Origin of the sequence: Rhodococcus sp. Leaf247, from assembly GCF_001426185.1 — a bacterium.
In the GTDB taxonomy this organism is placed as follows: domain Bacteria; phylum Actinomycetota; class Actinomycetes; order Mycobacteriales; family Mycobacteriaceae; genus Rhodococcoides.
In genome coordinates, this window is sequence record NZ_LMRP01000001.1 from 1,979,279 (window position 1) to 1,999,643 (window position 20,365).

Annotated in this window: 9 protein-coding genes; 6 read left to right on the forward strand and 3 right to left on the reverse strand. The window is 68.2% G+C overall.

The genetic code is table 11. The features are described 5' to 3' along the window. The 6 genes from ASG64_RS09320 to ASG64_RS09345 all read left to right on the forward strand — a co-directional run bounded on the left by ASG64_RS09320 (position 1) and on the right by ASG64_RS09345 (position 12,483). Entirely contained in the window at positions 1 to 1,407 is a 1,407-nt protein-coding gene (locus tag ASG64_RS09320; protein ID WP_156388307.1) for an FAD-binding oxidoreductase, read from the forward strand. After that, positions 1,404 to 2,168 carry a decaprenylphospho-beta-D-erythro-pentofuranosid-2-ulose 2-reductase gene (locus ASG64_RS09325; RefSeq protein ID WP_056072309.1) on the forward strand — a complete coding sequence of 255 codons (765 nt, stop codon included), beginning with the start codon at positions 1,404 to 1,406 and terminating at the stop codon, positions 2,166 to 2,168. Before ASG64_RS09320 ends, ASG64_RS09325 begins: the two co-directional genes overlap by 4 nt. Before the next feature lie 7 nt (positions 2,169 to 2,175). After that, positions 2,176 to 4,068, forward strand: coding sequence for a galactan 5-O-arabinofuranosyltransferase (locus ASG64_RS09330; protein ID WP_056072312.1), 1,893 nt, complete (start codon positions 2,176 to 2,178; stop codon positions 4,066 to 4,068). Then, positions 4,065 to 5,816, forward strand: coding sequence for a 6-pyruvoyl-tetrahydropterin synthase-related protein (locus ASG64_RS09335; protein ID WP_056072314.1), 1,752 nt, complete (start codon positions 4,065 to 4,067; stop codon positions 5,814 to 5,816). Before ASG64_RS09330 ends, ASG64_RS09335 begins: the two co-directional genes overlap by 4 nt. Before the next feature lie 68 nt (positions 5,817 to 5,884). Next, the gene (locus tag ASG64_RS09340; RefSeq protein WP_442971123.1) at positions 5,885 to 9,121 is read left to right on the forward strand and encodes an arabinosyltransferase domain-containing protein; all 3,237 of its coding nucleotides are present in this window, start codon (positions 5,885 to 5,887) and stop codon (positions 9,119 to 9,121) included. Between the two features lie 50 nt (positions 9,122 to 9,171). Next, positions 9,172 to 12,483, forward strand: a complete 3,312-nt coding sequence (locus ASG64_RS09345) for an arabinosyltransferase domain-containing protein (protein ID WP_056072318.1) — start codon at positions 9,172 to 9,174, stop codon at positions 12,481 to 12,483. On the opposite strand, the gene ASG64_RS09350 is transcribed toward ASG64_RS09345, so the two are convergent. Genes ASG64_RS09350 through pks13 form a run of 3 tightly spaced genes read right to left on the reverse strand, consistent with a single transcriptional unit; the run spans position 12,477 to position 20,361 of the window. Continuing rightward, on the reverse strand, positions 12,477 to 13,736 hold the full coding sequence (locus tag ASG64_RS09350) for a lipase family protein (protein WP_056072321.1): 1,260 nt from the start codon (positions 13,734 to 13,736) through the stop codon (positions 12,477 to 12,479). The genes ASG64_RS09345 and ASG64_RS09350 overlap by 7 nt on opposite strands. Positions 13,737 to 13,789: 53 nt before the next feature. Next, positions 13,790 to 15,334, reverse strand: coding sequence for an acyl-CoA carboxylase subunit beta (locus ASG64_RS09355; protein ID WP_042575094.1), 1,545 nt, complete (start codon positions 15,332 to 15,334; stop codon positions 13,790 to 13,792). Beyond that, positions 15,331 to 20,361 carry a polyketide synthase Pks13 gene (gene pks13, locus ASG64_RS09360; RefSeq protein WP_056073035.1) on the reverse strand — a complete coding sequence of 1,677 codons (5,031 nt, stop codon included), beginning with the start codon at positions 20,359 to 20,361 and terminating at the stop codon, positions 15,331 to 15,333. Before pks13 ends, ASG64_RS09355 begins: the two co-directional genes overlap by 4 nt. Positions 20,362 to 20,365 lie beyond the last annotated feature (4 nt).

Here is a 20,365-nt window from a genome sequence, read left to right on the forward strand (position 1 = left end):
ATGTCCATCACCGAAATGCCACCCACCAGTGCGCGCACCCTCACCGGGTGGGCACGTACCGCGCCCACCACGGCGCAGGTGCTGACCACGTCCGATCCCAAAGTCGTGGTCGCTGCGATCACCCGGGTCGCGGAGCAGAACGAGAGCAAGCCGTCGCATCTGCGGCGCGGCGTCATCGCCCGCGGCCTCGGTCGTTCCTACGGCGACAACGCTCAGAACGGCGGCGGTCTGGTCGTCGACATGAGCCAGCTGAACCGCATCCACTCGATGAACGCCGAGACCCACATCGTCGACGTCGACGGTGGCGTCAACCTCGACCAGCTGATGCGCGCCGCGTTGCCCCTGGGCCTGTGGGTGCCGGTGCTGCCGGGCACGCGCCAGGTCACCATCGGTGGAGCCATCGGTTGCGACATCCACGGCAAGAACCATCACAGCGCCGGCAGCTTCGGCAACCACGTGCGCTCGATGGAACTGCTGCTTGCCGACGGCACCGTCCGGCACATCACGCCCACCGGTCCCGACGCTCCCCTGTTCTGGGCCACCGTCGGCGGTAACGGCCTCACCGGCATCATCCTGCGCGCCACCATCGAGATGACGCCGACGGAGACCGCGTACTTCATCGCCGACGGTGACGTCACGGCGAGCCTCGACGAGACCATCGCGATCCACAGCGACGGCAGCGAGAGCAAGTACGACTACTCGAGCGCCTGGTTCGACGCCATCTCCGGGCCGCCGAAGCTCGGTCGCGCCGCCCTGTCCCGCGGTTCGCTGGCCACGCTCGATCAGCTCCCGGCCAAGCTGCAGAAGGATCCGCTGCGCTTCAGCGCAAAGCCGCTGTTCACGTTCCCGGACGTCTTCCCCAACGGTCTGGCGAACAAGTACACGTTCGGGCCGATCGGCGAGCTCTGGTACCGCAAGTCGGGTACCTACCGCGGCAAGGTCCAGAATCTGACGCAGTTCTACCACCCGCTCGACATGTTCGGAGAGTGGAACCGTGCGTACGGATCTGCCGGTTTCCTGCAGTACCAGTTCGTGGTGCCGCCGACCGCCGTCGAGGAGTTCACGAAGATCATCCGCGACATCCAGCGCTCGGGTCACTACTCGTTCCTCAACGTGTTCAAGCTGTTCGGCGCCGGCAACGACGCGCCGCTGAGCTTCCCCATCGAGGGATGGAACGTCTGCGTCGACTTCCCCATCAAGGCGGGCCTCGGCGAATTCGTCGCCGAGCTGGACAAGCGCGTCCTCGAATTCGGTGGTCGTCTCTACACGGCCAAGGATTCGCGGACGTCCGCCGAGACGTTCCACGCGATGTACCCGCGCATCGACGAGTGGATCGCGATCCGCCGATCCGTCGACCCCACGGGCGTTTTCGCCTCCGATATGGCCAGAAGGTTGGAACTGCTGTGACGATCGACGCTGTGGGTAACCCGCAGACAATTCTCGTACTGGGCGGAACGAGCGAGATCGGTCTCGCCATCACCGAGGAGTACCTGTCCTCGTCCCCGGCGCGCGTCATCCTCGCGGCACTGCCGAACGATCCCCTGCGTGACGACGCCGTCGCGCAGCTCACCGCCAAGGGTGCAAAGTCCGTGGAGGTCATCGACTTCGACGCACTGGACACCGCATCGCACCCGAAAGTCGTCGACGCAGCATGGTCGAAGGGCGACGTCGACGTCGCGATCGTCGCGTTCGCGGTGGACTTCGATCCCGAGCTGCTGTGGCAGGACCAGCGCAAGGCCGTCCTGACGGCGAACATCAACTACACGGCGTCCGTGTCGGTGGGCGTCCTCCTCGGCGAGAAGATGAAGGCGCAGGCCTTCGGTCGGATCATCGTCATGTCGTCGGTGGCCGGCGAGCGTGTGCGACGCTCCAACTTCGTCTACGGCTCCACCAAGGCCGGACTCGACGGCTTCTACCTCGGTCTCGGAGAAGCGTTGCGCGAGTTCGGGCCTCGTGTGACCGTCATCCGTCCGGGCATGGTGCGCACCAAGTTCAGCGCCCATGTGAAGGAAGCGCCGCTGACTGTCGACAAGGAAGACATCGCCAAGCTGGCCGTCTCCGCGTCCCGCAAGGGCAAGGATCTGGTGTGGGCACCGGGACCGTTCCGCTTCGTCATGATGGCGCTGCGCCACGTGCCGCGTCCGATCTTCCGCAAACTCCCCATCTGAGTCGGCGGTGCAGACCACAGCACCGGCGCGAACGTCACTGACGACTCTCGCCGAGGCGGTTCTCGGCGCCGTGGTCGCAGTCCTGGTGTCGGCTGTAGGTCTCGTCGCGTTCTCGCTGGTGCAGTGGCCGGCGTTCAACTCCTCCAACGTCACACGCGCCGTGGCAACCGTGGGGCAGGTCGCTACTCTCGCCGTGCTCGCTGCGTCGGTGCTGATGATCCGCGCGCAGCGCGCACCTCGGGTGGCGACGCTTCTCTCGTGGGTCGGGTTGTCGGGATTCGTCACCGTCACCCTGGGCATGCCTCTCGCGGCGACCAAGCTCTACCTCTTCGGCATCTCGGTCGATCAGGAGTTCCGCACCGAGTACCTGACGCGGTTGACCGACTCCCCCGCGTTGGCGGACATGACCTACGCGGATCTGCCGCCGTACTACCCGGCCGGGTGGTTCTGGGTCGGCGGCCGTGTTGCCGACGCCCTGGGCATGGCCGGATGGGAGGCGTACAAGCCGTACGCGATCGCGTCGCTCGCCGTGGCCGCAGTGGTCTCACTCGTGCTGTGGCGCAGCCTCGTTCGCGCTGATATTGCCGTGCTGGTCGCTCTGGGTGTGACCGCTCTGGCCGTCGCCTACGCCTCACCCGAGGCGTACGGCGCCGTCATCGCCATCATGATCCCGCCCGTGCTGATCCTGGCGTGGGGTGCGCTGCATCGTCCCGGGTCGACGCGCTGGGCAGGGTGGGGCGCGGTCGTCGGCACCGGCCTCTTCCTGGGTGTCGCCGCCACCGTGTACACGCTCTATCTCGGCATCGCCGCGTTCACCGTCGTGGTGATGGCCGTGGTCTCCGCCGGGATGCGGTACCGCGAACGGCGGTCGTTCACCGCGCTCGTCGATCCCGCTCTGCGGCTGGCCGTCATCGCCGGTATCGCCGGGCTTCTCGCCCTGGTGGTGTGGGCGCCGTACCTACGGGCTTCGCTGACCGGGACCACGGCCGAGAGCGGTACGGCGCTGCACTACCTGCCCGACTCCGGCGCCGAACTGCCGTTCCCCATGGCGCGCTTCACCCTCCTCGGCGCGCTGTGCCTGGTGGGCACGATCTGGATCGTGGTGCGAGCCAAGGACTCCCGTCGTGCTCAGGCCCTGGGACTGGGTGTCGTCTCGGTCTACGGATGGTCGCTCCTGTCGATGCTCGCCACCGTTGCGGGCACGACACTTCTCGGCTTCCGGTTGGAATCAGTCCTCATCCTTCTTCTCGGGGCTGCGGGTGTGTTCGGCGTCGTCGACGGATCGCGCGCGCTGTATCTGATCGCGAGCGAGTCACCGAGGGTGCGCACCGTGTCCGTCGCCGTCGGTGTGGTGGGAGCCGTCGCATTCGCGCAGGACATTCCCCACGTCCTGCAGAACGAGATCACCGTCGCCTACACGGATACGGACGGTGACGGCGTCCGCGCGGATCAGCGTCCCCCCAGCGCCGTGTCGTACTACGCCGAGATCGATGCGGCCCTGACGTCGATACGCCCCGAGCCGCGGTCGGGCACCGTCCTGCTGACCTCGGACACCACGTTCCTGGCCTACTACCCGTACTTCGGTTTCCAGGGTCTCACCTCGCACTACGCCAACCCGTTGGCCGAGTTCCAGGCACGCGCCGCAGCCGTCGAGTCGTGGGCCGACCTGGGCAGCAGCGACGACCTGATCGGCGCACTGGACGATCTGCCGTGGCGCGCACCGGACGCCTTCCTGTTCCGCCGCGGAGCCGACGGGTACACCTTGCGCCTCGCGGAGGACGTCTACCCGAACGACCCCAACGTGCGCCGCTACACCGTGTCCTACCCCGAGTCCCTGTTCGACGATCCACGCTTCCAGATCCGCGAGATCGGGCCCTTCGTTCTCGTGGTGCGCACATGACGAGCGGTACGACCGTCGACACCGAGCCGGAGAGCTCGCCCAGTCCGAAGACTTCCCGGCGCCCCGATGTCGTCGCCGCGGCGGTCTACACGGCGCTGTCCGTCCTGATCCTCCACAACCAGTGGCAGCACCTGCGGTCGGAGTACCTGCGGTTCAGCGGCCAGGACCAGACCATGTGGGAATGGTTCTTCGCCGTCACCGCGCGGTCGGTCACCCACCTCGAGAACCCGTTCTTCACGGATCTGCAGAACGCCCCCGACGGGGTGAACATGATGGCCAATACCGCGATGCTCGGGTTGTCCGTCCCGCTGACCCCGATCACGCTGGCATTCGGAGCGTCCACGACGTTCGCCCTGGCCCTCACGCTCGGCCTCGCCACTACCGCTTTCGGGTGGTACTTCCTGTTCTCCCGCACCGTCGTCCGATCCAGGGCAGCGGCCGGGCTCGGCGGCCTGATCTGCGGGTTCGCGCCCGGCATGATCTCCCACGCCAACGCGCACCCCAACTTCGTCGTGCTGGGGGTGCTCCCCTTCATCCTCTACGTGGTGCTCCGCATCGCCGACGGAGAGCGGCCGCGTCGGAACGCGGTGGTGTTGGGATTGCTGGTCGCCTGGCAGGTCCTCCTCGGCGAGGAACCACTGCTCATCTTCGCCGTGGCCGTACTCCTGCTGCTGGTTCTGTACGGGGTGCAGCGACCTCGTGAAGTGGGGGCCATGGTCGCGCGCTCGGCGCTCCCCGTCCTCGGAGCAGCAGTCCTCACGGCCGTGCTCGTCGCGGTGCCTCTCTGGTGGCAGTTCCTGGGCGCCCAGAGCTACACGCACCTGGACCACAACCTTCCGGGCAACGACCTCGTCTCGCTGATCCAGTTCCCTCCGCAGTCACTGTGGGGAGCGGCGTTCCCCATGGAGGACGTCGCGCTGAACCCGACCGAACAGAACGCCTACTTCGGCATCCCTCTGCTTCTCGTCGTCGTCGCCGCGGCCGTCGTTCTGCGCCGTCGCCCCGTGGCCGTCGCCGCGTTCGTCTCCGTGCTCGTCCTGATGGTCATGTCGCTGGGTGTGCAACTGGTCGTCGACGAGACGGAGACCGGTATCACGCTGCCCGGGGAGTACCTCGACCGTCTTCCGCTGCTGCAGTCGGTCCTCGAGACGCGGTTCGTACTCGCCGCGGTACCGGCGATGGCGCTGTTGCTCGCGATGGTCACCGACGAACTCCTGACGCGGCCCGGATCGCGTCGTCACGCGGTGGTGTGGACCGGAGCGCTCTCCCTCGCGCTCGTCCCGCTGGCACCGACCCCTCTGCCGACGGCCGATCGCGGTGAGACCCCCGCCTTCCTCGCCGACGGAACGTGGCGCGAGTACGTCGATCAGGGCTCCATCCTCACCGTCCCGGTCCCGAACCCCGGAACTGCCGCGGCGCTGCGGTGGCAAGTGGCCACCGGGCTCGAGTACCGCATCGCCGGCGGCTACTTCGTCGGACCCAGCGGCATGGCCGACGGGGAGGCGAAGTACGGCGCGATCGACCGTCCCACGGCCAAGCTGTTGGGCACCGTCGGGCGCACGGGCATCGTCCCCACCCTCTCGGACCAGCAGCGCGCCACGGCACGCGAGGACCTGAGCTTCTGGGATGCGGACGTCGTCATGGTTCCGCCGACGGACCACCAGGACGAGCTGCGCGACACCGTCGACGACCTTCTGGGCCAGGGCGCCACGGACATCGACGGGACCTACGTGTGGGACGTCCGATGACGGCGCGTTACATCCGCGCTCCGTCAGCGGATTCTGGTCTCGTCCGCCTCGTCGCCTAGCATCGGAGCGTGCCGAAGACCCTCGCCGACTCGACCATCGAACCACCGGCCGCCTCGGTACCCGGACGCTCCGCCTTCGCCCGGATCACAATCGTCGCCGTCGTCACCGGACTGCTCGGCGCACTTCTAGCAGTCCTCGCCCCGTTCCTCCCCGTCGAGCAGGACGCCGCGTCGCTCACGTGGCCGCAGGACGGGTCCTTCACCAGCGTGGAAGCGCCCCTGGTGTCGTACAACCCCCTCGCCCTCTCCGCCGCGGTGCCGTGCCGGGTCCTGGCCGATGCACCCGCCGACACGGTCGTCCTGTCCACCGTCGCACCGCAGGCACCGGACGCCCGCCGCGTCGGCCTCGTGATCGGCACCGACGACGCGGGCGCCGTTTCCGTCGTCCTGCGGGATCAGTTGCTGCTGTCCGTCCCTGCCGAGACGGTGCGATCGTGCGACGAGTTGACCGTGTCCTCGACACCGGAGGGCACCACGGCCACCGCCGGTGAGCTGACCGGCACCGTCCCGGGCGACCAGCGGCCGCAGACCGTCGGAATCTTCAGCGGGCTCACCGGCGCGGCCCCCGCCGACCTGTCGGTACGTGTCGACGTCGACTCCCGATTCTCGTCGTCACCCTCCACGCTCAAACTGCTGGCGATCGTCCTCGGCGGGCTTCTGGCCGTCGTCTCACTGGTCGCCCTGCACCGTCTCGACGATGCGGACGGACGACGCGCCCGCCGGTTCTTCCCCCGGCACTGGCTGCGTCTCACCGGTATCGATGTCGTGGTGCTGGGAACGCTGCTTCTCTGGCACTTCATCGGTGCGAACACCTCGGACGACGGCTATCTGCTCAACATGGCGAGGGTGTCCGAGCACTCCGGGTACATGGCCAACTACTACCGCTGGTTCGGTGTCCCCGAGGCGCCGTTCGGCATGCCGTACTACGACGCGCTCGCAGCGCTGGCCAAGGTGTCCACCGCCAGCCCGTGGATGAGGCTGCCCGCGCTGATCGCCGCGATTCTGTGCTGGCTGATCATCAGCCGGGAGGTCATTCCGCGCCTGGGCCGTGCGGTGCGGACGCGCCCGGTCGCCGTGTGGACGGCGGGTCTGGTGTTCCTGGCGTTCTGGTTGCCCTACGACAACGGCCTGCGTCCCGAGCCGGTCATCGCGCTCGGCGCGCTGCTGACGTGGTGCTCGATCGAGCGCGCCATCTCGACAGGTCGACTGCTTCCGGCCGCGGTCGCGGTCGTCATCGCGGCGTTCTCGTTGGCCGCCGGGCCGACCGGACTGATCGCTATCGCCGCTTTGCTGGCGGGGTCGAGGCCCGTCCTGCAGATCATCGTGCGTCGCCGCAAGGCCGTGGGCCTGCCCGCGCTGCTCGCACCGATCCTGGCCGCCGGAACGGTGGTGCTGTTCGCCGTCTTCGCCGATCAGACCGTCGCCTCGGTGCTCGAGGCGACCCGCGTGCGGTCTGCCGTGGGACCCAACGTCAAGTGGTTCGACGAGCGCTACCGCTGGGACGCGCTGCTGAACATCTCGCCGGACGGATCACTGGCCAGGCGCTTCGCGGTGTTCGCGATGCTCCTCTGCCTGGTGACCTGCCTGGTCGTCATGCTGCGCCGCGGGGGCCGCATCCCGGGAACGTCACTGGGTCCGTCCCGGCGCATCCTCGGCATCGTCGCCGGCGCTCTCGCCCTCATGATGTTCACCCCGACCAAGTGGACCCACCACTTCGGTGTGTACGCGGGCCTGGCCGGTTCGCTGGCTGCCCTTGCCGCAGTCGCGGTGATCTCTGCGACCGAACGGTCCCCACGCAACCGCACGCTGTTCACGGCGGCGGTCCTGTTCCTCACCTCGCTCGCCTTCACCGGGTCGAACGGGTGGTGGTACGTCTCGAGCTACGGCGTGCCGTGGTTCGACAAGCCGCCGTCCATCGCCGGCAAGGGGTTCGCGACGCTGCTGCTGGGCCTGACGGTCCTGACGCTCGCCTACGCCGCCTGGCAGCACTTCCGAGCGCCCTTCGTCGCCGCCGAGACCCGACGGACCAGAAAGTTCAGCGGATCGTCCCTGACGGTCGTCGCCGGCCTGGTCGTGCTCTTCGAGGTGCTGTCCCTGCTCAAGGGTGCGGTGGCCCAGTACCCCGCGTACTCCGTCGCGCGGTCCAACGTGAATTCCGTTCTCGGTGAGTCGTGCGGACTCGCGCGCGACGTCCTGGTCGAGACCGATCCGAACGCGTCGATGCTGCAGCCGCTGCCGAACCAGGGTGACGACCCGCTCGCCGGTACCGACAGCGTCGGGTTCACCCCCGACGGTGTCGCGCGCGACCTCAGCGCCGACCGCGAGGACTCCGCGACCACGGGCGGCGCCAACTCGGTCGACCCGTCGGACACCAGTCAGAGCGCGACCACCAGTTCCGCCGGAACCGGAGGCGGCACCACGGCCGGAGCCGGCGTCAACGGATCCCGCATAGCGTTGCCCTTCGGCCTGGACCCCGCCACCACCCCGGTGCTCGGCTCCTTCGGTTCGGGCGATGCTGCGCCGGCCCGTCTCACGTCGGGCTGGTACTCGCTGCCCGAGGCCGACCAGCGAGACTTCCTGGCTGTCACCGCCGCCGGCCGCATCCGCTCCGTGGACGCCGACGGCATCGTGACGCCCGGACAGACCCTCGACGTCGAGTACGCCACCGTCGCCGCGGACGGAACCGAGCAGGTTCTGGGCCGGGTCTCCCCCATCGACATCGGACCGCAGCCGTCGTGGCGCAACCTGCGAGTCCCGCTGGACGGCGTTCCCGCCGAGGCGAACGCCGTGCGGCTCGTGGCCTCCGACGACGATCTCGCCGGAGACCAGTGGCTCGCCGTCACTCCGCCTCGTGCGCCACGGACGACGGTGCTGAACGACGTCGTCGGGTCCACCGCTCCGGTGCTGTTGGACTGGTCCGTCGGCCTCGCCTTCCCGTGTCAACGTCCGTTCGACCACCGGTACGGCGTGGCCGAGCTGCCCGAATGGCGGATCCTCCCCGACCGCAACGGTGCGGAATCCACCAACGCGTGGCAGGACGACGTCGGCGGCGGGCCGTTGGGATGGACCGGTCTCGTTCTCGGCGCCGAAACCCTGCCGACGTATCTCTCGGGAGATCTGCGCCGGGACTGGGGATCACTCGAGCGGTACACCCCGCTCGATCCCGGCGCGGTCGAGGTCCAGCCCGACGTGACCACGTCGTCCCGTTCGGGCATCTGGTCGCCCGGGCACATCAAGTACCAGTAAGTAACCAGCGAGTGCAGCGCCGGGATCACGGTCGCATAACATCGGGAGCCGTGCCCGACGCCCTCACCTCACAGCCGACCGCTCCGACGCCTGCCGGCTCGGAGCGCTCGGTGGACGTCCGACAGCAGTACCGCACCACGCGCCTCGTCGCCGTGGTGACGGGAGTTCTCGGTGTTCTGTTCGCGATCATCACGCCGTTCCTGCCGGTGACCCAGGACGACGCCGTCATCTCGTGGCCACAGAACGGAACCGTCGACAGCGTCGATGCGCCCCTGATGTCCCAGGTGCCGGTGTCCATCACCGTCTCGATCCCGTGCGAGGCCGTCGCGGCCGTTCCCGAGGCCGGCGGCATCCTGCTGTCCACCGCGCCCCCACAGGGCGACGGAGCCGCGCTGAACGCCATGTTCGTACGGGTCGGCGCCGACTCGGTGGACGTGCTGGACCGCAACGTCGTCATCGCGTCGGCACCTCGGTCGGAGTTCCGGTCCAGCGCGTGCCAGGCCATCACGTTCTCCTCCACCATCGACGCGACGTCCGCGTCGTTCGACGGCCTGGTGGATCCGCAGGGCAATCCGCGCGCCGGCGAGCTCCCCGGAGATCTGCGGCCGCAGGTCGTCGGTGTCTTCTCGGACCTGTCGGGCTCGGCGTCGCAGTACCCGGGCCTCGAGGTGTCGATCGCCGTCGACTCACGCTTCTCGTCGTCCCCGACGATTCTCAAGCTCCTCGCCATGATCGGTGCGATCGCGTGCACGGCACTCGCGCTCGGCGCACTCGCCCGACTCGACGGCACCGACGGACGCACGCACCGTCGCTTCTTCCCCGCGCACTGGTGGAAGGTCACCGGCATCGACGCCGTCGTCGTCGGCGCACTCGCGGGCTGGCACTTCTTCGGCGCGAACACCGCGGACGACGGCTACCTGCTGACCATGGCCAGGGTGTCGGAGAACGCCGGGTACATGGCCAACTACTTCCGGTGGTTCGGCGTCCCCGAGGCTCCCTTCGGCTGGTACTACGACGTGCTCGCCGCCTTCGCGAAGATCTCCACGGCGAGTCCGTGGATGCGCCTACCCGCGCTGATCGCCGGCATCCTGTGCTGGTTGGTCATCAGCCGCGAGGTCGTTCCCCGCCTCGGTCGCGCGGTACGCATCAACTCGGTCGCCGTCTGGACCGGCGGCCTGGTCTTCCTCGCGTTCTGGCTCCCGTACAACAACGGACTCCGCCCCGAACCCGTCGTCGCCCTCGGCGCCCTGCTCACCTGGTGCTCCGTCGAGCGGGCCATCGCGACCGGACGACTGCTCCCCGCTGCCATGGCCGCGTTGATCGGCGCGTTCACACTCGCTGCGGCCCCGACGGGCCTGATGTGTGTCGCGGCCATCCTGACCGGCATCCGGCCGCTGGTGCGCATCGTCGTCAAGCGCCACCGCATGGTGGGAACGCTTCCGCTGCTCGCACCGTTGGCCAGCGCCGGAGTCCTGGTGCTCATCGTGGTCTACGGAGACCAGACGTTCGCGGCCGTGCAGGAATCGACCCGCGTGCGCACGCTGATCGGTCCGAACCTGCCCTGGTACAACGACTTCCTGCGGTACTACTACCTGTTCGTCCAGACCGTGGACGGATCGGTCGCACGACGCTTCGCATTCCTGACGATGCTCCTGTGCCTCTTCACCACCGTGTTCGTCCTGCTGCGCCGCAAGCGCATTCCCGGCGTTCCGTCCGGACCTGCGTGGCGACTCATCGGCGTCGTGTTCGGCACCATCTTCTTCATGATGTTCAACCCCACCAAGTGGACTCACCACTTCGGGGTCTACGCGGGCATCGCCGGATCCCTCGCGGCGCTGACGGCGGTCGCCGTCTCGGCCAGCGCCCTGCGGTCCCGGCGCAACCGGACCGTCTTCGTCGTCGGCCTCGCCTTCGTTCTCGCTCTGTCCTTCTCGGGCATCAACGGATACTGGTACGTCTCGAGCTACGGCGTGCCGTGGTTCGACAAGGTGGTGTCGATCAAGGGCATCCAGTCGAACACCGTGCTCCTCGTCCTGTTCTTCTGCGCCGTCGCTCTCGCGGCGTGGCACTACCTCCGCGAAGGTTTCGCAGCACCGCAGCCACGGGCGGGAAGTGAACGCGGACGTCGCATCCGCAAGTTCGCGGCCGCACCGCTGACCGTCGTCGCCGGACTGCTGGTGCTGTTCGAGATCCTCTCGCTCCTCAAGGGCGCCGTCTCCCAGTACCCCGCGTACTCGTTGGGGCGCTCCAACGTTCAGGCACTGGCCGGCAACAGCTGCGGGCTCGCCCGGGACGTCCTGGTCGAATCGGACCCCAACGCCGGTGTCCTCACGGCGCTGCCGGGTCCCGTCGACACCGCGACCGGTCCCCTGGGCGGAGCGGAGCCGGTCGGCTTCACTCCCAACGGCATCCCCACCGACCTCAGTGCCGATGCGGTGGAAGTCAAACCGGGACAGGGCAATACGGATCAACAGTCCGTCGGTGCAGCGTTCGAGGAAGGTCAGTCCTCCGGCACCGCCGGAGGCGTCGGCGCCGCGGGTGTCAACGGCTCCACCGCCAAATTGCCGTTCGGTCTCGACCCCGCGACGACACCCGTCCTCGGCTCCTACCAGGCCGGCGTGCAGACACCGGCCTACGCCACCTCGAGCTGGTACGGACTTCCCGCACGCAGTGACGACGCACCACTGGTCGTCGTCACCGCCGCGGGCCGCATCTGGTCCGAGAACATCGAGACCGGCGAGACCACGTACGGGCAGTCCTTGCGCGTCGAGTACGGCAAGCGCCAGCCGGACGGCACCGTGCAGGTTCAGGGTGACTACCTCCCCAAGGACATCGGCCCCGCACCGTCGTGGCGGAACCTGCGCATCCCACTGGACGAGCTCTCGCCCGACGCCGATGCCGTGCGAGTCGTCGCCAACGATCCCAACCTGACCGGTGACCAGTGGCTGGCGTTCACCCCACCGCGTGTTCCCGTCGTCAAGTCCCTGCAGGACGAGATCGGGACGACGCAACCGGTTCTGCTCGACTGGGCCGTGGGCCTGCAGTTCCCGTGCCAGCGCCCGTTCGACCATCTGGACGGTGTCGCCGAGGTCCCGAACTTCCGCATCCTCCCGGACCGCGGGCTGGCCGTGTCGTCCACGGACACGTGGCAGGCCGCCGAGAACGGTGGGCCGCTGGGCTTCACCGAGATGCTGGCGTCACCCACCACCGTCCCGACCTACCTGAACCACGACTGGGGCCGGGACTGGGGCTCGCTCGAGCGTTACGACAAGTTCGACCGCAGTGCGAGCGCGGCGTCGGTGGACGTCAGGAAGCAGACGCGCAGCGGGCTGTGGTCGCCGGGGACTCTGCGGGTCTACTGACCCGGATCGGCCGGTGCGATCGGGAGCGGGTGCGCGCACGAGTTCGGCGCCGGCACAGCGTCGAACCGGTCCTGGATCCAGTCGACCGCCAGCAGACCGCCGACCTTGGCGGTGTCCTGGTGCGTCGTCTGTCCCAGCCAGGACATGTCGTACGTCGGTGACGCTGCCGCGCAGAACTCGTCCGACAGCAGGGCTGTGGTGTTCGGCAGCACGATGACGTCCGACAGGCTCTGGACGACGAAGGTGGGCACACCGATCCGGTTCACGTCGATCGTCTGGTCGGCCACCGCCGCCACCCACTGCGGATTCGTCATCGGGTCGGACGCGAAGAACTGCTGACCCTCCGCGCGTTCGAGCAGCAGCTTCCCCAACTCCTGCGTGATGCAGCCCTGGCCGAGGTCGGCGTACCGGGACATCGCCGACGAGCTCAGCACGCCGTCCAGGGGCAGATCGGGGTAGACGACGGGCCACGAGACCGCGACACTCGGCCCGATACCCCAGGCGACGAACTGGTCGTACTGCTCGGTGAACAACGGACCCAACAGGGCGGCGGGAGCAGCAGCCGCGGCGCCGACCAGCCGGAGTTCGGGCGCCAGGTCGGCGTACATGGCCGCGGACATCGACGCATGGCCACCCTGCGAGTGGCCGAACGTCACGTACGTCGAGCTCGCCTCCGCATCCGGGTAGTTCCGCGCGGCCCGAACCGAGTCGATGACGTCCTGCGCTTCGCTCTTCGCGATCAGGTAGTACGGATCTCCTGCGGTGCCGATGCCGGTGTAATCCGTCGCAGCCACCACCCAGCCTCGGTCCATGACGGACGGCAGCCAACTACCGAAGTCGAGGTCGTCGAGCGTCGGTCGATAGCGACGGGACGGTGTGCACTCGTCGCCGAACCCCAGAGTGCCGTGCGCCCAGGCGAGTACGGGCCGGCCACCGGGAGGAGCGGGGGCGTCGGGAACGATGAGCATCCCCGAGGACACCGCGGCCGCGCCATCGGGGGCGTTCGTGCCGTACAGCATCCGGTACGCCGTGCCACCGGGAACGTCGAGGTCCGAGATCGGCTCCACCCGGACCAGCTCACCCGGCGCCGGAGCGTCGTCGGGTGTCTCGTAGAACGAGGAGAGGGAGTTCTGGAACGACTCGTCGTCCCGCGATTCGGTGGTGGACCGCACCCCCAGGACCACGGCAGTCGCCGCGACGCCCACCAGGACGACGCCGCCGATGACGGCGAGAACGGTGACCGTCCGTGTCATGGGTGCACCATAACGGACCGGACGGTCACCGTGACCGGATCGGACGGGGTCGGCTAGATCGGGAAGAGGTGCTGCTTACGGGGGCGACGTTCCTTCGTCTTGTCCCGCAGGATGTGCAGCGCCTTGCGGATCTCGAGGCGGGTGCTCGACGGCTCGATGACGGCGTCGATGTACCCACGCTCGGCGGCGATCCACGGCGTGGCGACGTGTTCGTTGTAGAAGTCGATGAAGCCCTGACGGATGGCCGGCGCGTTGTCCCCCGCCTCGGCGAGCTGCTTGCGGGCCATGATGCTGACCGCGCCCTCGGCGCCCATCACCGCGATGCGGGCCGTGGGCCACGCGAAGTTGATGTCGGCACCGAGTTGCTTGGATCCCATCACCGCGTATCCACCGCCGTAGGACTTGCGGATCACGACGGTGACCTTCGGGACCGTCGCGCACACGTACGAGAAGATGAACCGGCCGCCGCGCTTGATGACGCCGATCTTCTCCTGCTCGAGGCCGGGCATGAAACCCGGTGTGTCCGTGACCAGGACGAGCGGGATCTCGAACGCGTTGCAGATGTTGATGAAGTGCGACGCCTTGTCGCTGCTCGCCGCATCCAAGGCGCCACTGAGGTGCATGGGCTGATTCGCCACGACACCCACCGGACGACCGTCGACACGCGAGAAGCCGACAATGATGTTGGACGCCGTCTGCGCGGTGAGCTCGTGGAAGTCGCCGTCGTCGAAGATGCGCAGCAGGATCTCGTGCATGTCGTAGCCGGCGTTGTCCGAGTCCGGCATGAACACGTCGAGCGAACGATCGTCGTCGGTGATCGTCGGCTCGAGGCCGGGGTTGATCACCGGCGGCTGCTCGTGGCAGTTCGACGGGAGGTAGGACAGGTACTTCCGCACCCACTCGAAAGCGGCCTTCTCGTCGGCGGCCACGTGGTGGACATTTCCGTACTCGGCCTGCTTCCGTGCACTGCCCAGGTCGTGCAGGCTGACTTCCTCGCCGGTGACGGATTTGATGACGTCCGGTCCGGTGACGAACATGTAGGCCTCTTCGGTGGCCACGATGATGTCGGTGTTGATGGGTGCGTAGACGGCGCCGCCGGCGCACTTGCCCAGGATCACCGAGATCTGCGGGCACATTCCCGACAGCGGTTCCTGGCGGCGACCGAGCTCCGCGTACCAGGCGAGCGAGGTCACCGCGTCCTGCACGCGGGCGCCGCCCGAGTCGTTGATGCCCACACACGGGCAGCCGATGTCGGCTGCGAACTCCATGATGTGGGCGACCTTGCGGCCGAACATCTCTCCGACGGTGCCGCCGAACACGGTCTGATCGTGCGAGAACACCGCGATCGGACGTCCGTCGACGGTCCCGTGACCGGTCACGACTCCGTCGCCGTACAGCGAGTCCTGGTTACCGGGCGCACGGACGAGCGCGCCGATCTCCACGAAGGAACCCGGATCGAGCAGCATGTCGATGCGCTCGCGAGCGCTGGGGATCCCCTTCTTGGCACGCTTGGCGACGGCGACGTCACCCGCGGGTTCGCGGGCGACCTCGAGCTTCTCGCGGAGCTCGGCCAGTTTGGCGGCAGTCGTGGATGTCACGTGTGCGACTCGCTTCCCTTCGGCGTGATCGACGCCGAAATCTTCTCCATCTTGCTCTGGAGATCCGCACCGATCGCCGAGATGTACGGCTCGTCGATCACTGCGAGGTGGTCACCGCCGATGTGGACGATGTCCAGGTTCGGAGCGTACGGGCCCCACCCACCGTGCGGCTCACGCTTGCCCAGTCGGGGCTCGAGTGCGATGGCGTCGTCGTGGTACTTGTCGGCCATGTAGAGCGTGACGTCGCCCTCGTAGTGCTGAGGCTGCGCGGTCTGGATGGCCCGGTTGTCCAACCACGACGTGCGCTGGTGCTCGATGATGCCGCTCGGGATCTTCGCGCTGCTCATCTTGACCATGTCCATGATGATCTTGATCTGACCGTCGTCGTCCGCCGCCGCCAACTTCTCGTAGGGCAGCGGGTAGTCGACGTTGTACAGCTTCTTTCCGACCTGCGCGTACCGCTTCCAGCGCAGCTGGATCTCCTCGGGTGTGTCCGGGATCGGCTCGAACGGCATGACCGTGTCGATGAGGCCGACGTACCGGACGTCCGCACCTTCCTCGCGCAGCAGCGACGCCACCGCGTAAGACAGCACGCCGCCCAGCGACCAGCCGATGAGGACGTAGGGACCGTCGCCCTGGATCTCCCGCAGGAGCGGAAGATACGCGCGCGCCCGGTCCTCGATCGGACCCTCGGTGCGCTCGAGGCCGTACATCGGGGTGTCCGCGGACAGCCTCTTGAGCAGCGGTTCGTAGACGACGCAGGAGCTGCCGGCCGGGTGGAACACGAAGACCGGCACGGCCGTCGACCCTTCCGGGCGGGCCCGCAGCGTGCGCACCAGTCCGGTCACGTCACCGGACTCGAGGAAGGGACGGACCACGTCGGCGAGCTGCTCGATGGTCTCCGAGTCGAGGATGTCGTCGAACGTTATCTCACCCTTCGACCGTTCGCTGAGCCGCGCCGCGAGCTTCTCGGCCGTCGGATCGTCGAGCACCGGAAGGGTGTTGAAGATGCCCTTCGCCGACTGTCCGGTCACGACGGCCCAGGTGGCGAACGTCAGGCGCTCGGCGGCGTCACGCGGGGCGACGTCGGTTCCGGTGGCCTCGGCGAACGACTGGGCGTCGCTCACATCGGTCGGTGCCTCGAACGCTGCCGCGGCCGTCGGAGCAGGCTGCTCGACTGCCTCCGGCTCGGGCTCTGCCACGACCGGGTCGGGCTGTGCGACAGGCTCTTCCGCGTCCACCGTGGCGGTCTGCTCGGCGAGTCGATCGCGTTCCTGCGCCTCGGCGAGGGCGGCGACCTCCTCACGGTTCTCGAGCGCGTAGCGCAGGTACTTCTCCACCTCACGCAAGCTCGCGTCCCGCACGGCCTGCAACTGCACCTGCGGAATGTCGAACTCGAATTCGACGCGATTCTTGATGCGGACAGCCATCAACGAATCGAGACCGAGCTCGATGAGCGGGATCTCCGCGGGGAGATCCTCCGGCGAGTAGCCCATGGATTCCGCGACGACGATCGCCAGGCGGTCCTCCATCGTCTGCGTACCGTTCGGATCCCAGCGGTCACCGAAGTCGTCGACGACCTCCGGCTCCTCCTCGACGAACGGTTCCTCGACTCGATCCGCCGACAAGCTCTCGGCCGCAGCGGATCCCGTGACACCCGACCCCGTGACGACAGCGTCGGCGACAGCGTGGAACGTGCTGCCGTCGTTCCAGTGCACCTGCAGAGATGCACCACCGGGGTGCGGGGTGAGCGTGGTGGTGAGTGTTCCCGTGGCCGGCACGGCGCGCTGCGCCACGACGGCACCGACGGTGACGTCACCGAGGACGTCTCCCGCGAGCACGGACACCAGGTCGCCGATGCTGGAGATACCGGACACCGGTGTCTCCCAGACGAACCGGCCGTCGGGAAGGGCGACCCGGGTACCGGCCGAGCCGGATCCACCGAGATGCACGGCCGTGTCGATCCAGTGATGCTTGCGTACGAAGGACGTCCGCGGGATCTCGGCGTACTCACCGTCGTCGAACAGAGAGGCCAACGACACGGCGTGGCCGTGGACGTACAGCTCCGCGAGTGCAGCGAGGAACGTTGCCGCCTCGCTCTCCTTGCGCTTGAGTGTGGCGACCAGCGTGGCGTCGGGAACTCCTGTCGCCCAGGCGGTCGCTGCGATCGACATGAGGGCCACGGGATTCGGCGACAGCTCGACGAACGTGGTGTAGCCGGCGTCGACCGCCTGCTTGACGGCCTGGGTGAACCACACCGGGTGGCGCATCCCCTTCGTCCAGTAGTCGACGCCGTGCACGGCCTCGTGGCCGGCGCGGTAGAACGCGTCCTTGTCCACCGACGAGAACACCGACACCGCGAGCGGATGCGGTTCGATGCCCATCAGTTCCGCGGCGAGCTCTCCGAGGAGAGGATCGACCGCGGAGGTGTGGCCTGCACCCTTGACGTCCAGGACGCGGCCCATCTTGCCGAGGGACTCCGCGTACTCGACCAACTTCTGCACCGGTTCCGCCGGTCCGCCGACGGTCGTGTGTGTCGGGGCGGCGTACACACTGGGCTCGACGCCGGGGAATCTGTCGGCCAGCTCTGCGACCTCGGCGGCGGAGAACTCGACCAGCGCCATCGCGCCGGCTGCCGCGTCACCGAGACCTTCCTGACCTTCGCCCAGCAGACGAGAGCGGGCGACGATGATGCGCACGGCATCCTCGAGGCCGAGACCGCTCGCGGCGTACGCGGCGGCGACCTCTCCCATCGAATGTCCCACCACTGCCGTCGGTGTCGCACCGTAGGCGCGCAGGGTCTCCACCAGCGCCACCTGGATGGCGAAGATCCCGACCTGCGAGTTCTCGAAGTCGTACGTCAGCGCGTCGTCCTCGACGATCGCGCGGATGGAGTATCCGGACTCGTCCTCGATCAGCGTGTCGACGCGGTCCAACGCCTCGGCGAAGATCGGCTCGGCCGCGTAGAACTCCTTCGCCATCTTGCGATGCTGCGCACCGAACCCGGAAAACACCCACACAGGTCCGTTGGATGCGGGGGAATCCGAGCTGAACACGCCGGGTCCCGGCTTGCCGTTGGCAACGGCGCGCAGTCCGGTGACGGCCTCCGCACGCGTCGTGGCGATCACGACCGCGCGGGAGCGACCGTGATTGCGGCGAGACAACGAGCGACCGACGGCGTCGAGGGGCGTCGTGCTGCCGACTTCGGATTCGAGCCAATCGGCCAGATCGGCTGCCGCGCGACGACGCCGTGACGGCATGCTCGCGGAGACGGCCAGCAGCACCGGAGCGGCGGGTTCGGGATCGACGTCGTGGTCCGGGATGCTCGCCAGTACCTGCTCGATCTCGGCCTCTGTCTCCTCCGGCACACCGACGGGCTCGCCGACCAGTGCCTCGGGGTCGACGGACGAGGCGTCGAATTCGGGCTCGGTACCCGCATCCGCGACCGCACCCGGTACGTACTCGCGCACGACGACGTGGGCGTTGGTACCGCCGAAGCCGAAGCCCGAGATACCGGCGATGGCGGCACCCGAGTAGCGGGGCCACTCCGTCGCGGTGTCGACGACGCGTAGACGCGCGGCGTCGAACGGGATGTACGGGTTGGGGCCCACGTAGTTCAGTGAGGGCGGCACCTGGTTCTCGCGCAGCGCGAGAACCACCTTGATCAGACCGGCCGCGCCCGCAGCGCTCTCGAGGTGGCCGAAGTTGGTCTTCGCGGAACCGAGAAGTGCCGGCTTGTCCGCGTCGCGTCCACGCCCGACCACGCGACCGAGGGCGTCCGCCTCGATGGGGTCGCCGAGGATGGTTCCGGTGCCGTGCGCCTCGATGTAGTCGACCGTCGAGGGAACGATTCCCGCGTCGCGATACGCGGTCCGCAGGACGTCCGCCTGGGCGTCGGGGTTGGGGGCTGCGAGACCGTTGGATCGGCCGTCCTGGTTGACCGCGCTGCCGGCGATGACGGCGAGCACGGTGTCCCCGTCACGCTCCGCGTCCTCGAGGCGCTTGAGGACGACCAGTCCACCGCCCTCGGATCGGATCATGCCGTCGGCGTCGGACGAGAAGGCCTTGATCTTGCCGTTCGGGGCGAGCACACCGGTCTGACCGAAGCCTAGTGTCGCTGCGGGCGAGAGGATCATGTTGACGCCGCCCGCCAGCGCGAGCGTGGACTCTCCACTGCGGAGGCTTCGCACAGCCTGGTGCACGGCGACGAGCGACGACGAGCACGCGGTGTCGAGGGCGACGGACGGACCACGGAAGTCGTAGTAGTACGACACGCGGCCGGCGACGACGGCAGTCGACGTTCCGGTGAGTGCGTACGGATGCGGGTCGGGATCGCTGACGGCGATCATCTGGTAGTCGTTGGTCGACGTTCCGATGAAGACACCGACCTGCGTGCCCTTGAGCTCGTTCGCGGGGATACGAGCGTCCTCGAGCGCTTCCCACGTCAGTTCGAGCGCCAGGCGCTGCTGCGGGTCGACGTTGGCAGCTTCGCGCGGCGACATCGCGAAGAACTCGGCATCGAAGGATTTGACGTCGTCGAGGTACCCGCCCTTGGTCACGGTCTCCTCGACGGCCTCCGCGATGCGGCGGTCGCCGAGAAACTCCGACCACCGGCCCTCGGGGAGATCGGTGATGCCGTCTCGACCGGCCGAGAGCATGTCCCACATCTCGTCCGGCGTGTGTCCCGCTCCGGGGAACCGCGTCGAGACGCCGACGATCGCGATGTCGTGGGAATCGCCCGCCGGTGCCGACAGGTAGAACGAGTCGTCGGTGGTGCCGCTCTCGGACTCGGGCTCACCCTCGATGATGCGCGTGGCGAGCGACGCGATCGTCGGATGCTGATACGCGACCGTCGCCGTCAGCGTGACGCCGACCAGTTCCTCGATCTCTCCGCTCAACGCGACGGCGTCGCGCGAGGACAGACCGAATTCCTCCATCGGACGATCGTCGGAGATCTGCGCGACGGGCTGACCGGTGGCGTCGGCCACCCACTGCCGCAGCCAATCCCTGAGCTGCGCGACCGTCATCTCT